Source organism: Polymorphospora sp. NPDC051019, from assembly GCF_040683055.1.
Lineage (GTDB): Bacteria > Actinomycetota > Actinomycetes > Mycobacteriales > Micromonosporaceae > Polymorphospora > Polymorphospora lycopeni.
The window spans coordinates 35,922-59,429 of record NZ_JBFBCH010000012.1; the positions used below are offsets into that span (position 1 = coordinate 35,922).

A 23,508-nucleotide genomic window follows, 5' to 3' on the forward strand; every position below is an offset into this window, starting at 1 on the left:
TCATCGCGCCGCCAGGGGATCGGCGGCCAGCACCTTCGCCAGCAGCGCGGTGATGGTGACCTGGTGCGGGAAGAGGAAGAAGTGTTCGCCGGGGAAGACCTGCCGGTGCAGGGGGCCGCTGGTCTCCCGCGCCCAGCCCGCCGTCCGGGCCGGCTCCACGTGCGGGTCCCGGTCCCCGAGCAACAGGTGTACGGGCAGGTCGAGCGGTGCCTCGGCCCGGTATGTGTAGCGCTCGTCCAGCGCCAGGTCGGCGCGCAGCCCCGGCAGCAGCAGTTCCATCATCTCCGGATCGTCGAGCAGTTCGGGTGGCGTGCCGCCGTAGTCGCGCAGTGCCTCGATCAGCTCCGCGTCGGGCAGGTCGTGCAACGGCTGCTCGATCGACCGGGTCTGCGGCCCCTCGGCACCCGCGACCCACAGGCTTCCCGGGACGGGCCGGCGGTTCCGGCGCAGGGCCCGGGCCACCTCGAAGGCCACGAGCGCGCCGAGGCTGTGCCCGAAGAGGGCGAACGGCCGGTCGGCCCGCTCGGCGACCGCGTCGGCCAGCCGGGCGACCAGTTCGTCCAGGTCGTCCAGCGGCTCCTCCAGCAGCCTGGCGCCCCGGCCGGGCAGTTGCGCGACCCACAGCTCGACGTCCGGGCCGAGTAACCGCTGCCAGGGCAGGAAAGCTGCGGCGTTGCCGCCCGCGAACGGGAAGCAGAACAACCGCGCCGGAGCCTCCACATCGGATGCCCGGCAGAACCATTGATCAACAGTCATCGCGTCGCCTCGTTGATGATGCCGGCCACCGTACGGGCCGTCTCCGGCTCGACGATGCCGTAATGGGTGGTGTCGACGCGATGCCACGATGCCAGCGTGGGCAGATGGGCCCGCCACCGCCGGGCCTGCTCGTCCGGCGCGCCGAGGACCGGCAGCCCGGCCGTCGGGCGGCCCGCCAGCCACAGCCGGGCCGGCGTGGCCGCCAACCTCGGCGGGGTGTGGTCCGCCATGCTCGCCAGGTTGGCCCGGCAGCAGCGGGCCAACCCGTCGACGTACGCCGTCGCGGCCGGGCCGGCACCCGACACCGCCCCCAACTCGTGGGCGAAGAGCGCCTCGAGACGTTCGTCGTCGTACGCCCGGAAGGTCGGGCCGGCGTCCGGTGGCGGCGGGTCGAGCAGGTAGACCTCGTCGGCCGGCTGCCCCTCGGCCTCGGCCCGCGCCGCCATCGCCAGCGCCACCCAGGCACCGAAGGACCAGCCGGCGAGCCGCCAGCGCCACTCGTCGCGCGGGAAGCGCGCCTCCAGCGCGGAGTGGTAGTGCGCGGCCCGCTCGGTCAGCGACCAGGCCGGCTGGTCGGCGTGCTCCAGCGCGGGATCGGCGACGAGGCAGACGGTGAGCCCGGGATCGAGTTCGGACACCAGCGACCGGTATGCCTGGATGTCGCCGCCGACCGGGTGGACCAGGCAGAGCAGCGTCCGGCCGTGGCCCGCCTGCCAGACCTCCAGCGGTACGGCCGAACCGTCGGCCGGGGACGTCTCGCCGAGGAGATCCAGCACCTCGTTCAGGCTCACCCGGTGGCTCAGCTGGGACAGGGCGAGGCCGATGCCGAATCGCTCCTTCACCTCGTCGACCAGATCCAGCAACAGCAGTGAGTCGGCGCCGAGGTCGTACAGCGACGCGGCCGGGTCGAGCCGGTCGACATCCAGCCAGTGGCACAGCCACTTGGTCAGCTCGTCGGTGGCCGACCGGGATGCCACGACCGGAACCGCGACCGGCGCCACGGCCGGCGGGGCGTAGAACCCCCGCGCCTCGTCCAGCGCCGTGGTGCAGACCAGCAGGTGCGGCAGCCGCAGCCGCAGCGCGTCCGCGAACAGCCGCCGGCCCTCGGCGACGGACAGGCCGACCGCCAGGTGCGCCCGGTGCCGGGCGTCGGTCGGCAGGGCGTCCCGGGCGATGCCCACCTCGTGCCAGACGTCCCAGTCGACGACGACCCGCGCCGTGGCCCCGCTCCCGGTCGCGCGGTGCCGGGCGAACCCGTCCAGCAGTCCGTTGGCGGCGGCGTAGTCGAGTTGGCCGACCCCGCCGAACTGCGCCGACATCGAGGAGCAGTAGACCGCGAACGCCGGCCGGTGGTGCGCGACGATCCGTTCCACGAGCAGCGCGCCGCGGATCTTGCCGGCCGTCGCCAGCCGCATCGCGGCCGGGTCCCGCCGGGCGACCAGCCCGCCGGCGGCGACCCCGGCGGCGTGGACGACCCCGTCGACGCGCCGCGTGTACGCGTCGAGCCGGGCCACCAGCTCGTCGGCAGGCGTCTCGGCGAGGTCCGCCGCCACGACGTCGACCCGGTCGGCCCACGGGGCCAGCCCGGCCGGGAGGTGACCCCGGCGGGCCAGCAGGATCACCCGGCAGTCGCCCTGCTCCAGCAGCCACGCGGCGATGCTCCCCCCGATGCCGCCGGTGCCACCGAGGACCACGTACACGGCCGGCCCGGCCGGCAGCGGCGCCGGGCCGGCGGGCGGGTGTACCGGCAACAGGGCCTGCTCCCACCAGTAGCCGTCGCGCAGCGCGAGCCGCCGGGGCGGCGCCGGTTCCACCGGGAGACCCGCCAGCGCGGACAGGGTCGGCGCCCAGTCCGCCGGGTCGCGGCTCGGCAGGTCGAGCCAGTGGCCGTCGACGGCGGATTCCTGGGGAGCCACCTCGCAGATCCCGGCAAGCAGGCCCAACTCGGGCCGGCGTACGTCGCCGGTCACCGGTTGGGCGTCGTACGACAGCCACCAGGCCCGCACCCGGTGGCGGTCCGGCCGGCCGGCGACCGCCGCCAGCAGCGCGGCCGGCGTGTCGACGCAGGCCCAGTAGGCGCGGTCCAACGAGTCCGGGCCGACCGGTCCGGTGACGGCCAGCGGCAGCGCGTGCAGCCAGTCGATGTCGGCGCCGGCCAGCGCGTCGAGCAGCCGGCGCAGCGAGTCGGGGTCGGCCGGGTCGACCCGGTAGCTGTCCGGTGCCGCCCGGCTGAAGCGGTCGGCGGCGACGACGGTCACCACGCGGTCGTAGGCCGCCCCGAACGCGCGTACCGCGGCCGGCGGAACCGGCTCGGCCGCCAGGACGACCAGCGTCACCGGCCGGCGTACGTCGACAGGGCCGGCGTGCCGCCACCGGACCCAGTGCGGCTGGTGCAGCCATTCCGCCTCGGGCAGCCGCGCCGGCCACTCCTCCGCTGCCGGCCCGGCCACCGGCGCGGGCAGCGGTCCGGTCACCGACGACGCCGGATCCGGTCCGGCCGGCGGCGGTCCGGCCGGCGGTGTGGCCCGGGCGAAGTCGAAGTCGGCCAGCTCGAACGACGGCGGCGGGAAGTCCCAGGGGGCCGGTGCCGGCCCGGCCGGCCAGCGGATCGCCCGGCCGGCCAGCCACGCGGCGACCAGCTCCGCGGCCGCCCCGGTGACCCCGACGGGCGCCGCTTCGATGGGCACCGCATCCACAGGTGCTGCCTCCACCGGTGCCGCCTCCACGGGCGTCACCTCGGCGGCGGCGGTCCGGAGCCAGGCCACGGCGGCGTCCGCGTCGGCGCACCCGGCCGCCATCCGCCAGCGACCGGCGGGGCGGCCGGCCTGCAGGTGGCGCAGCACCTGCCGGAAGGTGTCGGGCCGGGCCGCGAGGTAGTCGGCGATCCGGCCGGCGTCGGCGCGCAGGGCGACCGCGCTGCTGGCGGCGAGCACCACCACCGGTACGTCGGCCGGCGGCCGGGGGACCGCCGGTTCGGCGGCCTCGACGACCAGGTGGGCGTTGGTGCCGCCGATGCCGAAGCTGCTCACCGCCGCCACCCTCGGCCGCCCGTCCGGCCAGGGGCGCGCCGTCGCGGGTACGTAGAACGGCGCCGGGTCGGGGCCGAGCCGTGGATTGAGGCGCCGGAAGTCGAGGTTCGGCGGAATCAGTCCATGATGGATGGACAGGACGGCGCGGACCAGGCCGACGACGCCGGCCGCCGCACCGAGGTGGCCGATCTGGCTCTTCACCGAGGTGAGCGCGCACCGGCCCGACTCGGCGAGGTCGTACGCCTGGCGCAGCGCGGCCACCTCGACCGGGTCACCCAACTCGGTGCCGGTGCCGTGCGCCTCGACGTAGCCCAGGTCGGCGCTGGACCGACCGCTGCGGCGCAGCGCGGCGCGGATCACCTCACGCTGCCCGGGGATCGACGGGGCGGTGTAGCCGAGCTTGTCGGCGCCGTCGTTGTTGACCGCCGATCCGGTGACCACCGCGTAGACGGTGTCGCCGTCGCGCCGGGCCAGCCGCAGCGGCTTGAGGACCACCACGCCGACCCCGCTGGCGCCGACTGTGCCGGCGGCGTCGTCGCTGAACGGCCGGCAGTGCCCGTCCGGCGAGAAGATGTGCTGCGGCCGGTAGCGGTAGCCGCCGGTCAGCAGCGGGTCGACCAGCACCCCGCCGACCAGCATCACGTCGCTGTCGCCCTGGCGCAGCAGGCCGGCGGCGACGTGTATGGCCACCAGCGAACTCGAGCAGGCCGCCTGCACGGTGAAGGCCGGCCCGGTCAGGCCCAGGTGGTAGGCGACCTTCGTCGCGAGGAAGTCCTTGTCGTGGTGCAGCGCCAACTGGAACTCGTCCGGCAGCCGGGCCGGGTCGCCCTCGCGCAGCATGGCCTGGAAGTACGTGTTCTCGCCGCAGCTCGCGAGCAGGCCGACCCGCTGCCCGGCCGGGTCGGCGATGCCGGCGTGCGCCAGCGCCTCGACACAGCTCATCAGCAGGTGCCGCTGCTGCGGGTCCATCAGCCGCGCGTCGGACCGGCTGATGCCGAAGTGCCCGGGGTCGAAGGCGAGCGGCCCGGCGAGCTGGCTGCGGGCCCCGACGAGGCCGTCGGCGGCGTCGAAGTGCTCGATCCCACGCTCGCCGGCCGCCACCATCGCCCAGAAGGCGGCCAGGTCGGCCGCGCCGGGCAGCCGTACGGCCATCCCGACGACCGCGACCGGCTCGTCCGCCGCCGGCCCGTTCACGGCGGCGGCGGGTGCCGGCGCGGGCCCTCCCTCCAGGAACCGGGCCAGCCGACGGATGGTGACGTGCTCGAAGAGGTCGGGAATGGTCAGCGGCAACCCCTCGGCGACACACCGGAGGTGGAACCGCATCAGGCCGAGGCTGCCCGCGCCGCCGTCGAAGAAGCGCTGATCGGGACCGATGGACACCCCGATCACCTCCTCGAACAGCCCGGCCAGCCGCGCCTCCAGCGCCGACAGGACCGGCGCCGAGACCGGCCGCGCCCGCAACTCCTCGCCCGGCGCGGCCAGCGCCCGGCGGCGGTCCAGCTTGCCGCTGGCCGTACGCGGCAACTCGGGCAGGTACCGGAAGCGGTCGACGCGCACGTACGCGGGCAGCAGCCCGGCCAGGTGGTCGGCCAGTTCCTCCGCGCCAGGCGGGGCGGTCCGGCATTCCAGGCAGCCGACCAGGTGCTCGCCGTCGCGTACGACGACCGCGTTGACGACCGCCGGATGCCGCAGCAGCGCCGCCTCGACCTGCCCCAGCTCCAGCCGGTGGCCGCTCACCTTGACCTGCTGGTCGTCCCGGCCGAGATAGTGCAGCAGGCCGTCGCGGTCGAACCGGGCCTGGTCGCCACTGCGGAAGAAGTGGCCGAGGCCGGGCAGCTCGACGAACCGGGCCTCGTCGAGCGCCGGGTCGCCCAGGTAGCACGGCGCCACCAGCGGCCCACCGATCAGCAGCTGCCCGGGGCAGTCCGGCGGTACGACCTCGTCGGCCCCGTCGACGACCCGCAGCCACATGTTGGCGATCGGGCGCCCGATCGCCGGCCGGACCGGCCAGCCGGCCGGGTCACCGTCGAGGCACAGGCTGCTGACCACGTGTGTCTCGGTCGGCCCGTAGTGGTTGAACAGGCGGGCGCCGGGCAGCCCGGCGAACCAGCGCCGGATGCTGTCGGTGCACACCAGTTGCTCGCCGGCGGTGACCACCTCCCGCAGCCGCGCCGGGAACCGGCCGAGACGTACCCCGTGCTCGGCCAGGAGTTGCAACGCGACGTACGGCATGAAGATCCGCTCGATGCCGGCGCTGTCCAGGTGCTCCAGCAGCGCCGGCATGTCCTGCCGCCAGCCGCGTCGGGGCAGGTGCAGGGTGCCGCCGTCGCAGAGCGTGCCGAAGATCTCCTGGAAGGAGACGTCGAAGGAGAGCATCGAGAACTGGAGGGTGGCCGCCCGTCCGGCCAGGCCACCGGCCTCGACCTGCCACCGCAGCAGGTTGCACAGCATGGCGTCGCCGACCCGCACCCCCTTCGGCGTGCCGGTGGAGCCCGAGGTGAACAGCGTGTAGAGCGGCCGGCCGGCGTACGACGGCGCGGGTGGGGTGGCGGTGCGGGCCAGTACGACCGGCTGGCGGGCGTGGGCGCCCGCGTCGATGGCGTCGAGGGTGGCCTCGTCACCGGGCGACAGCAGCACGCACAGCGGGTCGACCTGGGCGAGGATCTGGCGCAGCAACGCCGGCGGATACGCCCGGTCGAGCGGCACGATGGTGAGGTTGAGCCGGGCCAGCGCCAGCAGCGCCACCACGTGCTCGACCGACGGCTCGAAGAACAGCGCGACGGCCGCGTCCCCGGCGGGCGCCGGATACCGCTGCGCGAGTTCGGCGGCGAGACCGCCGGCATACCCGTCGAGTTCGGCATAGCTGAGCCGGCGGTCACCGGCGACGAGCGCCGTGGCCGCCGCGTCGGCGCGTACCCGCCGGGCGAAGCCCTCGGCCACCGTCACGTACGCCAGCTCGGCGGACTCGCCCCGGCCGGGTTCCGGCAGCCCGCCCCGGTGCGCCCGTACCAGGTCGGCCAGGGTGGACGTGCCGCCGCCGGCCAGCGCGTCGAGGCCCTGCCGGAAGAGGTCGACGAGCGCTGTCACGTCGGCCCCGTCGAAGTGGTCGCCGGCGTACTCCCACAGGCAGTCGAACCCGGCATCGTGCTCGACCACCGACAGGGTGAGCGGGCACTTGGTGCCGGCCGGGGCCAGCCACACCGGCCGGGCCCCGCAGCCGGGCAGCGCCAGCGTGGAGAAGTCGGTGTTGTCGAGGACGAAGAGAAAGTCGAACAGCGGCGTGTCGGCGCCGAAGTCGTGGTCTTCGACGGCGTGCGCGAGCGCCACGTCCTGGGCGTCGAGCACCGGGCGCAGGGCGGCGGCCTGCCGCAGCAGTTGGGTGCGCAGTTCCTCGCGGGGCGCCAACGCCAGCGGCAGCAGCACGGTGTTGGCGAACATCCCGACGCTGGGCGCGAAGTCGCGCACCGGCCGGTTCGCGACCGGGCTGGCGACGCGTGGATGGGTCCGGCCGGTGACGCCGTACACGGCCCACGCGAAGCAGGCGAGCAGCAGATGGAAGCGGGTCAGCCCCAGCTCCGCGCCGACCCGGTCGAGCGCACTGCGGCGTACGGTGTCGACCGAGGTCTGGAGCAGGTGGTCGCCGGCCCCGTTCCGGAACGGTCGCAGCGGCGCGGCGACCTCGTCGATCCCGGCGTAGTGGTCCCGCAGCGCGGCCCGCCGCGCCAGATAGGCCGGCCGGGCGAACCAGTCGGCCTGCCAGACGGCGTAGTCGAGCGGCGTCGGCACGTCCGTCCCGGTGTCGACGCTCGTGCCGGTGTCGGCGTCCGTCGCAGCTTCGGCCGACGGTCCGGCCCCCGGCGATGGGTCGGCCAGCGCCGCGGCGTAGTCGGCCGACAGGGAGCCGAACAGCACGTCGAGCGACCAGCCGTCGACGGCGATGTGGTGCAGGTGCAGCAACAGCGTCCCGCCGTCGTCGCCGGGCAGCCAGTACGCCCGCAGCATCCGCGGCCGCGCCAGGTCGAACGGTACGGCGAACAGCGCCCGCGCCCGATCCTGCCAGCCGTCGTCCGGCTCCGGCCCGGGGTCGGCCCACGGGTCGTAGGGGGCGCCGACCTCCTGGAGCAGTCCCTCGGGCGCGGCCCGGAACCCGGTCCGCAGCGCCGGATGGCGGACCACCGCCCGCCGCAGCGCCTGCCGCAGCGCCGCGACGTCGACCCGGCCGCGCAGCTCGAACGCCAACCCGACGTGATAGGCCCCGGACCCCGGCGACCGCTGCTGCAGCAGCCACAGCCGCTGCTGCTCGGAGGTGGCCGGCGCCGACCGCGCACGGGCGGGGGCGGCCGGCACCGGATACGGCGAACCGGCCACGCCCCGGGCCGCGTCGATCGCGGCGGCCAGCTCCGCGAAGTCGCCGCCCAGGACCGTCGCCTGCGGCAGTTCCCCACCCCAGCGCCGCTGGACCTCGAAGCGCAGCCGCAGCGCCTTCAGCGAATCGCCGCCGCTGGAGATCCACCGGTCGCCCGGCCGCAGGTCCGGTACGCCCAGCACCTCGCCGGCCAGCGCCAGCACCTCGGCCTGCCACGCCGTCGCGGGCGTACCGTCGTCGTCGCCCCGCCACGGCGGATCGTCGCGGCCCAGCAGCGCGTCCTGGTCCACCTTGCCGTTCGCGTTCAGCGGCAGGGCGTCGACCAGATGGATCCGGTGCGGCCGCATGTACGCCGGCAGCGCCGCCGCCAGATGCCGATCCAGATCCACGAAGGACAGATCGGGACCGGCCACCAGATAGGCCAGCAGCTCGTTCACCCCGAGCGGCCCGCGCCGGGTGCACACGTACGCCTGGCGGACCGCCGGATGGGTGACGATCTGCCGTTCGACCTCGCCCGGCTCGACCCGGAAACCACGGACCTTGACCTGCCGGTCGACCCGGCCGACGTATTCGATCCGGCCGGCGGTGTCCTGCCGCACCAGGTCGCCGGTGCGGTAGTACCGTTCCACCGACTCGTCCAGCCACGGCAGCCGGACGAACCTGCCGGCCGTCTCCGCCGGCAGGTTGCGGTAGCCGGCCGCCAGCGCCTCGCCACCGAGATACAGTTCGGCGACCTCGCCCGGCCCGGCGACCCGGCCACCGTCGACCACCAGCAGCGCGTCGGTGCCCGGCAGCACCCCACCGATCGGCACCACCTCCCCGGCGAAGTCGCGCGGGATCGGATGGCACAGGGCGAACGTCGTCGCCTCCGTCGGGCCGTACACGTTGAACAGCCGGGTGCCGCTGGCCGCGTTGGCGTCGTACCAGCGGCGGATCAGCCGCGCGTTGAGCTGCTCGCCGCCGACCAGCACCTGACCGACCCCGGCGAAGCAGTCCGGCACCCGATCGACCACCGCGTTGAACAGCGCCACCGTGATGAACGCCGTGTCCACCCGCTCGGCCCGCAGCGCGGCGGCCAGCAGGTGCGGCGTCGCCACCGTCTCGTCGCCGAGGACCACGCAGCGGCCGCCGGTCAGCAGCGGCACCCAGACCTCGAAACTCAACGCGTCGAACGCCGGGTTCGACATGCAGGCGTACCGGGCCGCCGGCGGCAGCTCGATGTAGCCCGGCCGGGCCAGCCGCAGGATGCCGGCGTCGTGTACCTCGACGCCCTTCGGCCGACCGGTGGTGCCCGAGGTGTAGAAGAGGAACGCGACCGGTGCGGGCGCCACGTCCGGCGGCGGCTCCCCACCGGCGCGCAACAGCCCGTCGACCGGCAGCGGCCGTACGCCGTCGGGCAGGTCGCCGGCTCCGTCGGAACCGTGGACCAGGGCGGTGACCGCCGCGTCGAGCAGCATGTGGCGCTGCCGATCGGGCGGACTCTGCCGGTCCAGCGGCACCACCGTCGCGCCCAGCCGCAGGATGCCGAGCATCGCGCAGACGAGCTGCCAGGAACGGGGGAGCCGGACCGCGACCGCCTGCCCGGGGCGTACCCCGGCGGCCCGCAGCGACCGGGCGACGGCGGCACTCCCGGCGTCCAGGTCGGCGTACCGTAGCCGCCGGTCGCCGTCGGACACCGCGACCGCGTCCGGCGTACGGCGCGCCTGGGCGAGCACCGCGCGGGCGAGGCCGGGCTCCATCACGCCTCCCGTACGGCTTGCCGGGGCGGAATCCGGTCCAGTTCGTCGCGCAGCAGGCCGGCCACCCGGAGCACCTCCGCGCTCTCCAGGATGTCCCAGTGGTCGCAGTGCACCTGCTCCAGCCGGAAGTCGGCGCCGCGCCGCCGCCAGAAGCCGCGTACCTCGGCCAGGAAGTCCTCGCCGCGTCCGGCGGTCGCCTGCAGAAGCACCAGCCGGGCCGGCGACGGCAGCGTCGGATAGTCACGCATGGTGGTGCGGTTGTGGTTGTAGATCCGGTGGTACTGGTCGATCTGCCGGTCGTCGATCCCCGGATACATCCCGTTGAACTTGATCAGTTTGTCCCGGAACTCGGCCATGTCCACCGGCTCGATCGCGGCCCGATGGGCCGGGTCGTCCGTGCCGAGGGTGTCCAGCAGGACCACGCTCAGCCCGGGATGCCCGGCCAGCGCCAGCCGCCGGCCCATCTCGTACGCCACCAGCCCGCCGTACGACAGTCCGGTGAGGACGACCGGCCCGGACAGCAACGGCTCGACCTGGCGCAGATATGCCTCGGCCATCGCCTCGACCGTCGGCAGGAACTCCTCGCCCGGGTTCACCCCCGGCGACTGGATGCCGTACACGCCGACCGACTCGGGCAGGGCCTTGGCCAGCGACAGGTAGCAGAACGCGGTGCCGCCGGCCGGGTGCACGCAGATCACCCGGGCGCCGCCGTCGCCGGCCCGGAACTCGATCAGGTTGCTCGGCGGCCTACCCGACGTGCCCCGCCGCAGCCGGCCGCCCAGTGCCTCGATCGTCGGGTGCAGCATGATCTCGTGCACCGGCAGCGGCACGCCGAACTCCTCGCCGACGGCGTGTGCCAGCTTGATCGCCGAGATCGAGGTACCGCCGATGTCGAAGAACGAGTCGCTGATGCCGATGTCCGGCTGGAGCAGCAGCCGCTTCCAGATCTGGTAGAGCGTCAGCTCGATCTGGTCGCGCGGGCTGGCCAGGTTGACCTGCCACGGCATGTTCACCCGCGCGAGCCGCAGCAGTTCGGCCTGGTCGAATTTTCCGTTGGCGGTCTGCGGCAGGTGCGGCAGCTCCACGAACTGCGCCGGGATCATGTAGCCGGGCAGCCGTCGCGACAGCGCCGCCCGCCACTCGCTGTGCAGCAGCGGCGTCGCCTCGCCGCGGCCGACCCCGGCCACCAGCCGTGGCTCGCCGGCCGCGTCCCGGTCGACCAGCACCACCGCCTCGTGCACGTCGTGCCGGTCGAGCAGCGCCGCCTCGATCTCGCCCAGCTCGATCCGGAATCCCCGCAGCTTGACCTGGTTGTCCCGCCGGCCGAGGTATTCGATGTCACCGTCGGGCAGGAAACGGGCCAGGTCACCGGTGCGGTAGACGCGTTCGCCGGGCACGAACGGGTCGGCCACGAACCGGTCGGCGGTCAGCGCCGGCCGGCCCAGATAGCCGCGGGCGAGTCCGGCACCGCCGATGTAGATCTCGCCGGTCACCCCGACCGGCACCGGTTCCAGCCGCTCGTCCAGCAGGTAGACGCGGGTGTTGGCCAGCGGCCGGCCGATCGGGCACTGCCGTGCCAGCGGCCGTGGGTCGAGGTAGGCGGTGCTGTAGACGGCGGTCTCGGTCGGCCCGTACCCGTTGAGCACCCGCAGGCCGGGCAGGACCTCCTGGATCCGGTGCAGGCCCTGCTCCGGCAGCGGCTCCACGCCGACCAGGAGCTGCCGCAGCGCCAGCCCGGCCAGCCGGGCGGGGTCCTCGTCGAGCCACCGGACGAAGGCCGGCGGCAGGTATGCCTGCACCACCCGGTGCTCGCGCAGCCAGCCCATCAGCGCGGCCGGATCGGCCCGCACCTCCTCCGGTACGAGGTGCAGGGCGCCACCGGTGGTCAGCGGCAGGAAGATCTCCTGCACCGAGACGTCGAAGCCGATGCTCGACCACAGTGCCGCCGCCTCGCCGGGTACGGCGCCCAGCCGCGACACCCAGTGGTCGAGGAGATTGGCGATGCTGCCGTGGGCGACCGCGACCCCCTTCGGCCGACCGGTGGAACCGGACGTGTAGATCACGTACGCCAGGTCGGCGGCATGCGGGGCGACGCCGGGCGGCGCGTCCGACCGCCCCTCCGCCTCGACCGAGACGATGTCCTCGACCGTGATGCCCTCGGCCGCGATCCCGATCCCGGTCCCGGAACCGGCCCCGGCACCGTCGGCGAGCACCAGAACCGGTGCCGCGTCGTGGATCATGCCGGCCAGCCGGGCCGGCGGCAGGGTCGGGTCCAGCGGCAGATAGGCGGCGCCGGCCTTCAGGATGCCCAGGATCGCGACGACCAGTTCGACGCCGCGCCCCGCGTGCAGGCCGACGACCTGGTCGGCACGTACGCCCCGGGCGATCAGCGCCTGCGCCAGCCGGTTCGACCGCCGGTCCAGCGTGCCGTAGTCGAGCCGCCCGCCGGCACCGGCCGCGGCGAGCCGGTCCGGGTGCCGCCGCGCCCGCTCCCCGAACCGCTCGACCAGGCTGGACACGGTCACGGGCCGCCCGGTGCGGTTCCAGTCGACCACCTGCCGCCGGCGCTCGGCCGGCCCGAGCAGGCGCAGCGCACCCACCGGCACCGACGGGTCGGCGGCCACCTGCCCGAGCAGGCGTACGAAATGGTCGGCCATCCGGGCGACCGTCGCCGCGTCGAACAGGTCGGTGTTGTATTCGAAGGTGAGATGCAGCCCGTCGGCCTGTTCGGCCGCCTCGACCGACAGGTCGAACTTCGCCGCGCCGGTGCTGCTCGCCAGCGGCCGCAGCGCCAGATCCGGCAGGTCCACCTGCCCGCGCGGGATGTTCTGCAACACCAGCATCACCTGGAACAGCGGCGAGTAGCTGGTGTGCCGCTCCGGTTTCAGCGCGTCCACCAGCTGCTCGAACGGCAGGTCCGGATGGGCGTACGCGTCGAGCAGGTGCCGGCGTACGTCGGCCAGCAACGCCGCGAACGGCTGCCCCGGTTCCAGCCGGTTACGGATCACCACGGTGTTGATGAAGTGGCCGATCAGGCCCTCGACCGCACGGTGGTTGCGGTTGGCGAACGGGGTTCCGACGCAGACGTCGTCCTGGCCGCTGTAACGCCACAGCAGCACCGACAGGGTGGCCATCAGCGTCATGAACAGCGTCGCGTCGCCGGCCCGGCCGACCTCCCGCAGGCCGTGGAGCACGTCGGCACCGACCACGACGCCGTGACAGTCGCCGCGATACCGCTGCACCGCCGGCCGGGGCCGGTCGGTCGGCAGCGCCAGCAGGGCCGGCGCCCCGGCCAGGGTCCGGGTCCAGTAGCCGAGCTGGCGCTCCAGTTCGCCACCGGCCAGGTGCCGGCGCTGCCACAGCGCGTAGTCCGGGTACTGGATCGGCAGCTCCGCCAGCGGGCTCGCCGCGCCCCGCGCGTACGCCCCGTAGAGCGTGGTCACCTCGCCGATCAGGATGCCGATCGACCAGCCGTCGGCCACCGTGTGGTGCACGTTGAGCAGCCAGCGGTGCTCGTCGTCGGCGAGCCGGAGCAGGCTGCTGCGCAGCAGCGGCCCGGTGGCCAGGTCGAACGGTGCCCGCGCGTCGGCTTCGACGGCCTCGTCGGCCCGCCGTCGCCGTTCCGGGTCGGGCAGCCCGCCGAGGTCGGTGACCGGCAGGGCGACCGGGCCGGCCGGGCGTACGACCTGGCAGGGTTCGCCGTCGACGTCCGCGAAGACGGTGCGCAGCGCCTCGTGCCGGCGGACCACCTCGGTCAGCGCCCGGGCCAGCGCCGCCACGTCCAGCGCGCCGGTGATGTCGAAGGCCACCGGGTTGTTGTAGAACGGGTTGCCGGGCGAGAGTTGGTCGAGGAACCACAGTTGGCGCTGGGCGTACGCGAGCGGCAGCGGCGCGTCCGACACCGGCCGGCGCGGGATCGTCTCCGGATCGGAGCCGGTCAGGATCGCGATCAGCTGTTCCTTGTGGAGCTTTAGCTCGGCCAGCAGCTCCGGGGTGAGCACGTCACGCGGCGCCTGCAGGCGCAGCCGGTCGCCGTCGACCAACAACCCGACGGAGTGCCGGTTGAGCGTGTCGAGCAACTCGAAGGCGTTCATATCTCGACCGTGATGGTGTCGGTGGATCCGGCGTCGGCCGGGCGTTGCCCGGGAATGCCGGGGTCGGGGCGGGTGCCGCCGACCAGCGAATAGACCAGCCGGTGCGACGTGTCCAGGTCGAACAGCGCGGCCAGCTCGTCGGTCTCCAGCGAGCCGATCCCGCACAGGCCGAGACCGTGGTCGGCGGCGGCCATCGTCAGCAGTTGGGCCATCGCACCCGCCTCGATGTTGCAGAAGGCCACGCTCTGCTCCGGGTAGAGCGGGTCGATCGCGGCCCGCTGCGCCACCAGGAACAGCGCGAACGCGGCGGACTCGAAGACCGGCCGGTTGACGAAGTAGTCGTAGGCGTCCGGGCTCAGCTCGCGCTCACCACCGAGCGCGACCAGCCGGTGCGTCGCCGGATCGTGGTAGTACGCCCCGCCCGGCACCCCGGTGATCCGGCCCGGCTTGACGTAGAGATACGTCTGCACCGGGTAGGTGCCGCCGGCCGAGCCGTACTGGAACTTCGCCCGGCCGTCCACCTGCCGCTGCGCCAGCGCGGCCAGGAGCAGGCCCAGCGCGTGCGCCGGCACCGGGTCCGCGCCGAAGCGGCGCACCGAGCGGTAGTCGGTGTAGCGGCGGGCGAATGCCGGGTCGGCCGGCGCGGCCAGCGCCACCTGCCCGGTGGCCGGCGGGAAGACCCGTCGGCCCTCGCCACGCGCCTTGAACTCGGCGCGGGCGGCCGGGTCGTCGACCACCGCCCGCTGCGCCCGCGCGACGACGGCCCGCTGGGCGACGTGCTCGCGATACATGCCGAGCAGGTCGGCCAGGGTGGGCTGGCGCATCAGCCGGGCCAGCTTCGGCCGGAAGCCCAGCTCGCCGGAGAGCGCGTTGGCGATCCGTACGATGTCGATCGACGTGGCGCCGAGCAGCAGCAGGTTGGCGTCCGGCGCGACGACCGGCACGTCGAGGATCTCGGTGACGATCTTCACCAGGCGGTCCTCGGCCGGGTCGTCGAGCACCAGCGCCGCGACCACGGGCACCGCCGACGGCCGGGGGTCAGGCAGTTGGCCCCGGTCGACCTTGCCGTTGGCCGACAGCGGCAACGCGTCGAGGAACGTGAACGACGCCGGCACCATGTATGCCGGCACCCGCCGCTCCAGGTGCTCGACCAGGACGGCGGCGTCGAGGGCGACGCCGTCGGGCACCACGTACGCGGCCAGCCGCTTGTCGGCCTGCGCCGCGCCGATCAGCCGCAGCGCCGCGGCGCGTACGCCCGGATGGCTCTCCAGCGCCGACTCGATCTCGCCCAACTCGACCCGGTAGCCGTTGACCTTGACCTGGTCGTCCTCCCGGCCGAGGAACTCGATCGAGCCGTCCGGTCGCAGCCGTCCCAGGTCACCGGTGCGGTAGAGCCGCTCACCGGTGACCGGATGGACCACGAAACTGGCCGCGGTCGCCGCCTCGTCCCGCCAGTACCCCCGCGCCAGACCGATCCCACCGATGTAGAGGTGGCCGACGGCCCAGGTCGGCCGGGTACGCAGCGCCTCGTCGAGCACGTAGAACCGCTGGTTGGCCAGCGCCCGGCCGTACGGGATGCTGCGCCAGGCCGGGTCGACCTCGCCGATCGGGTGGTGGATCGACCAGATCGACGCCTCGGTGGCGCCGCCGAGACTGTGCACGTCGACGTCGGGCAGCAGCGCCCGCAGCCGCCCTGGCAGCGGGAGCGGAATCCAGTCACCGGACAGCATCACCAGCCGCAGCGACGGCGGCGGCGGGTGACCGCCCTCGGCGTGGTCGACCAGCATCCCGGCCAGGGCCGGCACCGAGTTCCAGACGCTGACCCGGTGCGTCCACGCCAGCTCCGACCAGTGCACCGGGTCGCGGGCCAGCTCGGGATCGAGCGTCACGACCGCCGCACCGGCGGCGAGCGTGCCGAAGATGTCGAAGACGGAGAGGTCGAAGCTGAGCGCGGAGACGGCCAGCACCCGGTCGGCCGGCCCGACACCGAAGCGCCCGTTGACGTCGAGCAGGGTGTTGACCGCGCCCCGGTGGTCGATCATCACGCCCTTCGGGGTGCCGGTGGAGCCGGACGTGTAGATCACGTACGCCAGGTCGGTGTCGGCCACCGCGACCGGCCGCGGCTCCGGGCCGCCGGCACCGACCGTGGCCGCGTCGACCACCAGCTGCCCGACACCGTCGGGTACGGCGACCGGGGCCGGACCCACCAGGGCCAGTTCCGCCCCGGCCCGCCCCAGCACCCGGGCCACCCGCTCCGCCGGCCAGTCCGGATCGACCGGCAGGTAGGCACCGCCGGCGTAGAGCACCGCCAGGGTGGCGACGACCTGCTCCCAGCCCCGGTCGAGCAGCACCGCGACGAGCTGCCCGGGACGTACGCCCCGGTCCTGCAGGCGGCCGGCGAGCCGCCGCGCCTCGGTGCGCAGCGTCGCGTAGTCCAGCCGCCGGTCCGGGGCCAGCACGGCGGGCGCGGCCGGGGTCGCCAGCGCCTGCCGGTCGAACAGCTCGTGCATCAGCGGACCCGGTGCCGGCAGCGCGGCCGGTGCCGGCGGCGCCACCGGGCCGTCCACCGTGGTGTGCCAGGCGGCGGCGTCCGTGAGCCGGTCGAGCAGCGTCCGGTAGGCGGCGAACATCTCGGCGACCAGCCCGGCGGGGAACAGCTCGTCGATGCTGTCCCAGTTGAAGTGCAGCCGCCCGCCGGCCTCCAGGACCGTGTGGTCGATCCAGACCTGCGGCGTCTGGGTGATGCCGTGGACGACCTCACCGTTCAGCGCCGCCGGCAGACCGCTGTCACCGGACTCGGGCGCCAGCTCGCTCAGCGTGCTGTTGAAGACGACCGGCAGCGCGGCGTGCCGCGTCCCCCGGGCCCGCGCGAGTTCCCGGTTGACCCGTACGCCGCTGACCGCGGCATGGTCGATGTCCTGCCACAACTGCTCCTGCACCGCGCGGGCCCGGGTCACGAAGTCGACCCCGGCCGGCACGTCGACCTCCACCAGCACCAGCGAGGTGAAGTCGCCGATCACCGCGTTGATGCCCGGATGCAGCGGCAGCCGGTTGAACAGCGGCAGGCTCAGCGTGAACCGGGACTGCCGGCTCCACCTGGCCAGCACCTGCGCGAACGCGGTCAGCAGCAGCACCGACGGGGTCACCCCGTAGCGGCCGGCCGCCGCCTTGAGCCGACCCCACTGCTCGGCCGGCAGCACCTCGTCGTACCGGGTGAAACGCGGCCGCTCGACGCTCTCCGGCTGGCGTTCCAGCGGCAGCCCGGGCGCCGGCGCCAGCGTGCCGACCCGCTCCCGCCAGTAGGCGAGCGCCCGGTCGTAACGCGGCGTCCGGCGCAGCGCCCGCTCGGCCAGCACGTAGTCGCGGAAGCTCACCGTGAGCGGCGGCAGGTCGGCGTCCGGGTCGGCGTAGAGCAACCCCAGCTCGTGCTCCAGGATCTGCCCGCTGGCCGCGTCGACGATCAGCGCGTCGATGCTGACATGCAGCCGCGCCTCCCCGTCGAGCAGCGTCAGCGCGAACTCGAACAGCGGCCACCGGCCGGCGTCGAGCAACTGGTGCGACATCCGCTCCCGGATCTCGGCCAGCCGCCGCCCGACGGTCTCCGGATCGAGCCCGCGCAGGTCGTGCCGGGCCATCGGGTACGACGGCACGGTCGCCAGGACCCGCTGGGTGCCGTCGTGGAAGACCGCCCGCAGCATGTCGTGCCGGGCGATCAGCCGGTCCAGCGCACGCCTGAAGCGCTCCTCGTCGAACTCGCGCAGCCGCAACTCGCTGTAGCCGTGCGCGCCGACCCCACCGAGCTCGATCGTCGACTCGCGGCCGACCCAGTACGCCTCCTGGATGTCGGTGAGCGGAAACGGTTCGTGCCGGCCGGCCGGGTCGGGGGTGAGCGCCGGCAGGTCGACGACGGCGGGCGGGTCGTGCCGCGCCAGTTCGGCCACGAGGTCGGCCAGGACCGGCTTCTGGAAAAGAGTGCGCAGCGACAGTCCCGCCGCCATCCGCTGGTTCACGGCGTGGACGAGCCGGGTCGCCAGGAGCGAGTGCCCGCCCAGCGCGAAGAAATTGTCGTACGCCCCGACCCGGTCGCGGCGCAGCACCTCGGCCCAGATTTCGGCCATCCGGGCTTCCCGGTCGTCGCGCGGCGCGACGTAGGCGGTCGCGTCGTCCGCCTGCTCCGGGGCGCGCAGCGCCCGCCGGTCGAGCTTGCCGTTCGCGGTCAGCGGCAACCGGTCCAGCACCACCCACCGGGTCGGCACCAGATGCCCGGGCAACCGCCGGCGCAGGTGGTCGCGGGCCACCTCGGCGGTGACCTCGCCGGCCAGGTAGCCGACCAGGTGCGGGTCACCGGGCGAGTCCTCGCGCAGCAGCACCGCCGCCTCGCGTACGCCCGGCACGTCCCGCAGCGCGCTTTCGATCTCGCCCGGCTCGACCCGGAACCCACGTACCTTCACCTGGTCGTCGGCCCGCCCGGCGAACTCGATGGTGCCGTCGGCGCGCCGGCGGACCAGGTCACCGCTGCGGTACATCCGCTCGCCCGGCCCGGCGAACGGGTCGGGATGGAACCGGGTCGCCGTCAGGCCGGACCGGTTGAGGTAGCCGCGCGCCAGGCCGGTGCCGCCGATGTACAGCTCGCCGAGCACGCCGTCCGGCACCGGTTCGAGCCGCCCGTCGAGCACGTAGAGCCGGGCGCCCGCGATCGGGCGGCCGATCGGCGGCAGCGCCGGCCAGCTCGCCGCGTCGACGGTGGCCAGCGCGAACTGGCTGACCACGTGGGTCTCGGTGGGCCCGTACTGGTTGTAGAGGTAATCGCCACCGAGCCCGACCAGCAGGGCCCGGACGTCGTCGTTGACCCGCAACGCCTCACCGGCGGTCACGATCTCGCAGCCCGGCGCGAGCGGGGCGACCGCTCCGGTGAGGCCGGCCATCTGGTGCAGCACCGCCGCCGGCAGGAATGCCCGCCGGACGCCCCGCTCGGCGATGAACCGGCGCAACCCGCCGAGGTCGCGACCGCGCTCCTCGTCCATCAGCACCAGCTCGCCGCCGTGGCACAGGGTGCTCCAGATCTCCTGGAACGACACGTCGAAGCTGATCGAGGCGAACTGCAGCACCCGCTCCGGTGCCGGGCTGCCCGGTGCCGCGAAACGCAACTGCCAGTCGACCAGGTTGTCGAGGCACCGCCAGGTCTGCGCCACCCCCTTCGGCTGACCGGTGGAGCCGGACGTGTAGATCACGTAGGCGAGGTGGTCGGGTCCGGCCGCCGGCTCCGGGGCGCCGGTCGGGTGCCCGGCCCAGCGCGACCGGTCGGCGTGGAGGTCGATTGCGGGCGGCGCGCCGGGGAGGTCGGCGACGGCAGCGGTGTCGCCGGCGGTCAGCAGCAGGACCGGGGCGCTGTCGCGCAGCATGTACGCCAGCCGGTCGGCCGGGTAACCCGGGTCCAGCGGCACGTACGCGCCACCGGCCCGGAGGATCGCGACCATTGCCACGACCAGGTCCGGTGAGCGGCGCAGGCAGACCGCGACCAGCGAGTCCGGACCGACTCCCCGCTCCCGCAGGTGGTGGGCGAGCTGGTTGGCGCGGCGGTCCAGTTCGGCGTAGCGCAGCGATCCGCCCTCGAACGAGACCGCCACGGCGTCGGGGGCGGTGCCGACCCGGCTGTCGAACCGGGCCCGGATGTCCCGCTCGACCGGCGCCGTACGGGCCTGGCGCAGCACCCGCGCCCGGTCCCGCTCGTCGAGCAGGGTCAGTTCGGCCACCGGGCGTTCGGGGTGGTCGGCCATCTGGGTCAGGACCCGGTGCAGGTAGCGGGTGTATCGGTGGGCGGTGTCGGTGTCGAACAGTGCGGTGGCGTATTCGAGGCTGCCGGTGATCCGGCCGCCCTGCTCGGCCAGGGCGAGGACCAGGTCGAACTTGGCGCTCGTGTACGGGAACGGCAGCGCGGTGACCTCGATGCCGGGCAGCGCCAGCTCGCCGTCCTCGTTGTTCTGCCAGGCGAACATCACCTGGAACAGCGGCGCGTGGGCGAGGCTGCGGGTGGGGTTGACGAGTTCGACGACCTGTTCGAAGGGGAGGTCCTGGTGTTCGAGGGTGGTGAGGGAGAGGTCGCGTACGCGGTCGAGGAGTTGGGTGGTGGTGGGGTTGCCGGTGAGGTCGACGCGTAGGGCGAGGGTGTTGACGAAGAAGCCGATGAGGTCTTCGAGTTCGGCGCGGCGTCGGTTGGCGGTGGGGGTGCCGATGACCAGGTCGGTCTGGCCGGAGAGCCGGGACAGCACGATCGCCCAGCCGGTCAGCAGGGTCATGAACAGCGACCCGCCGTGCCGGGCACCGAGCGCCTTGAGGGCCGCCGTCAGGTCGGCGTCGAGGTCCAGCGCCAACTGGGCGCCGACGTGGTCCTGTTCGGCCGGCCGGGGGCGGTCGGTGGGGAGTTCGAGCAGGGCCGGCGCGTCGGCGAGGGCCTGTCGCCAGTAGGTCTCCTGCCGGGTGAGTACGCCGTCGGCGAGCCACTGCCGCTGCCAGGCGGCGTAGTCGGCGTACTGGATCGGCAGCGGCGGCAGCGGATCGGTGTCACCTCCGTGGAACGCGGTGTAGAGAACGCCGAGTTCCCGGGTGAGTACCCCCATCGACCAGCCGTCGGAGACGATGTGGTGCATCGTCAGCAGCAGCACGTGCCGGTCGGGGGCGAGTACGACCAGCCGGCCCCGGATCAGCGGCCCGGCCGCCAGGTCGAACGGTGTGGCAGCCTCGGCGGCCTGGAGTTCGGCCAGCCTGGCGACCGCTCCGGGGTGGCCGGTGAGGTCGTCGACGCCCAGCGCGAAGCCGGTGCCGGGCGGGTCGATGTGCTGGTGGGCGTCGGCGTCGTCGGCCACGATCCGGGTGTGTAGCACCTCGTGCCGGGCGACGAGCGCGTCGAGGGCCGCGGTGAGCGCCGACCGGTCGAGCCAGCCGTCGAGCCGCAACGCCATCGGCATGTGGTAGGCCGGACCGACCCCGCCGAGGCGTTCGAGGAACCACAACCGCTGCTGCGCGAACGACAGCGCCAACGCACCGCCACGGTCGACCGGACGGACCGGCGGCAGCACGTCGCGGCCGTCCGGCGTCATCCGCTCCACGAAGGCGGCCAGCAGCGGGGCCGCGAACAGCGCCGCCGGGGAAACCTCCCGCCCCAACGCCTGCCGGATCTTCGACACCAGCCGCATGGCGAGCAGCGAGTGGCCGCCCAGCGCGAAGAAGTCGTCGTACCGGCCGACCCGCTCGATGCCCAGCACGTCGGCCCAGACCGCGGCGACCACCGTCTCCAGCAGGCCGACCGGCTCGACGTACCCACGCTGGCCGAACGCCTCCCCGTCCGGCGCCGGCAGCGCCGCCCGGTCGACCTTGCCGTTCGGCGTCAGCGGCCACGCCGCCAGCCGGACGAACGCCGCCGGCACCATGTAGTCCGGCAACTCGGCCGCCAGCCGGTCGCGCAGCACCCTGGCGCTCGGCGGCTGCCCGCCGCCACTCAGGTGGTAGGCGATGAGCCGCTGGTGGCCGCTGCTGTCCGGGCGGGCGACGACGACCGCCTCCCGTACGCCCGGACAGCCGGCCAACCGCGCCTCGATCTCGCCGAGCTCGACCCGGAAGCCACGGACCTTCACCTGGAAGTCGTCGCGGCCGAGGAACTCCAACTGCCCGTCCGGCAGCCGGCGGCCCAGGTCACCGGTGCGGTAGAGCCGGTCACCGGGCACGAACGGGCTGACACCGAAGCGCTGCGCGGTCAGCTCGGGCCGGTTCAGGTAGCCCCGCGCCACCCCCGCGCCACCGATGTGGATCTCGCCGACCACCCCGGCCGGCACCGGCTCGCCGGCCGCGTCCAGGAGATAGACCCGTACGTTCGGCAGCGGCCGGCCGATCGGCAGGCAGGCCAGCGCGGCGACGTCGGCCACGTCGGCCGGAAGCGGGTAGCAGGTGCTGTCGACGGCCGCCTCGGTCACCCCGTACGCGTTGACGATCCGCACCCGCGGCCCGCACAACGCCCGCAGCTGTACGGCGTTCGCCGCCGTCCACGCGTCGGAGCCGCAGACCACCGTCTCCAGGCCGGCGAGGCTGCCGCCGACACTGTCCAGATAGCCCATCAGCGGGTTGAGCACCGCCGGCACGAAGTCGGCGAAGTCCACGTCGTGCCGACGCAGCAGGGCGTACAGGCCGGGGCTGTCCAGCAGCAGCGGGCGCGGGCAGAGCACCAGCCGACCACCGAAGCCCAGGGCACGCACCACGTCGGCGGTGAACACGTCGAAGGAGAAGCTGGCCATCTGCAGGTGCACCAGGCCGGGACGCAGGTCGAAGAGCCGTTCCCAGGCGGCGGCGACGGCCACCAGCTGACCGTGCTCCACCATGACCCCGTTGGCGGCGCCGGACGTGCCCGAGGTGTAGATGACGTACGCCAGGTGGTGCGCCGCCAGGCCGTCGACGACCGGGACGGTCACCGGCAGGTCCGCCCAGCCGGCCGCGTCGGCGTCGAGGTCGACGACCGGAACGTCCACACCGGACAGCGCGGCGCCCAGCCGGTCCCGGGCCGCACCGTGGGTCAACGCCACGACCGGCGTGGCGTCCCGCAGCATGTGGGTCAGCCTCTCGACCGGGTATGCCGGGTCCAGCGGAAGGTAGGCGCCGCCCGCCTTGAGCACCGCCAGCAGTGCGACCACCGTGTCGAGCGAGCGTTCGAGACAGATCGCCACCAGCCGGTCCGGCCCGACCCCGCGGTCACGCAGGTGGTGTGCCAACCGGTTGGCGCGCGCGTCGAGTTCGCCGTACGTCAGCTCGTGGTCGTCGAGGACCAGGGCGACCGCGTCCGGGTTCCGCGCCGCCCGCGCCTCGAAGAGATGGTGCAGGAGCCGCTGCGGCGGATACGGCACCGCCGTCTCGTTGCCGTCGGCGAGCAGCCGGTTCCGCTCGGCGGGCGGCAGCACGTCGAGCCGGTCCACCGCCGCGTCGGGCGCCCTTTCCAGCGTTTCGACCAGGGTCTCCAGCGCCCGTTCGACCATGGCGCAGACCCGGTCGGCGGCGACCTCGGCGGTGGCGGCGACCGTCAGGATGAAGTCGTCACCGAGGTCGTCGACGTCGAGCGCCAGCGGGTAGTTGCCGCGCTCCTCGGCGGCCAGGTAGGTGAAGATGTCGGCGCCGGCCGCCGGCGTGGTGTCCGGTTTCGCCAGCACCTCCGCGTGCCGGTAGTTGAGCAGGGCGGTGAACAGCGGAGCCGGCGGCGCGACCCCGCTGCACGACTGCGCGAGCGCCAGCGGCGCGTGCTCGTGCCGGATCAGCTCGGTCAGTGCCCCGTGGGTACGCAGCACGCAGTCCGCGGCGCCGGTGTCGGCGAGCGTCACCCGCAGCGGAAGCGTGTTGATGAACGGGCCGAGCACCCGGTCGCTGCCGGCGCCGCCCTGCATCCGGCCGAACAGCACGGTGCCGAACACCACGTCCCGCCGGCCGCTGGCCCGGGCCAGCACCTGCCCCCAGGCGACGTGGAAGAGGCTGGTCACGCTGACCTGCAG

Annotated in this window: 4 protein-coding genes (1 of these 4 cut by a window edge); all 4 read right to left on the bottom strand. The window is 74.2% G+C overall.

Features of this window, described 5'->3' with window-relative positions; translation table 11 throughout:
• Tightly spaced (each overlapping or abutting the next), the 4 genes in view from AB0M79_RS21380 to AB0M79_RS21395 form a layout consistent with a single transcriptional unit that may run on beyond the window.
• Entirely contained in the window at positions 1 to 756 is a 756-nt protein-coding gene (locus tag AB0M79_RS21380) for an alpha/beta fold hydrolase (protein ID WP_364216314.1), read from the bottom strand.
• Complete coding sequence (locus AB0M79_RS21385; protein ID WP_364216317.1) at positions 753 to 9,890, bottom strand: amino acid adenylation domain-containing protein; 9,138 nt, start codon at positions 9,888 to 9,890, stop codon at positions 753 to 755. The genes AB0M79_RS21380 and AB0M79_RS21385 overlap by 4 nt, the downstream gene beginning before the upstream one ends.
• Positions 9,890 to 13,984 (bottom strand): amino acid adenylation domain-containing protein, encoded by a 4,095-nt coding sequence (locus AB0M79_RS21390; protein ID WP_364216320.1) that lies wholly within the window; start codon positions 13,982 to 13,984, stop codon positions 9,890 to 9,892. Before AB0M79_RS21390 ends, AB0M79_RS21385 begins: the two co-directional genes overlap by 1 nt.
• Positions 13,981 to 23,508, bottom strand: the 3' portion of a protein-coding gene (locus tag AB0M79_RS21395) for an amino acid adenylation domain-containing protein (RefSeq protein ID WP_364216323.1). Its footprint extends 4,077 nt past the window's final position; 9,528 of the gene's 13,605 nt are visible here — the last part of the coding sequence; its start codon lies beyond the right edge, outside the window; the stop codon is at positions 13,981 to 13,983. The genes AB0M79_RS21390 and AB0M79_RS21395 overlap by 4 nt, the downstream gene beginning before the upstream one ends.

What these genes read in the sequence shown, in the direction of transcription:
- AB0M79_RS21380 (WP_364216314.1), bottom strand. Translation starts at nt 756, where the DNA reads ATGACTGTTGATCAATGGTTCTGCCGGGCATCCGATGTGGAGGCTCCG.
- AB0M79_RS21385 (WP_364216317.1), bottom strand. Translation starts at nt 9,890, where the DNA reads ATGGAGCCCGGCCTCGCCCGCGCGGTGCTCGCCCAGGCGCGCCGTACG.
- AB0M79_RS21390 (WP_364216320.1), bottom strand. Translation starts at nt 13,984, where the DNA reads ATGAACGCCTTCGAGTTGCTCGACACGCTCAACCGGCACTCCGTCGGG.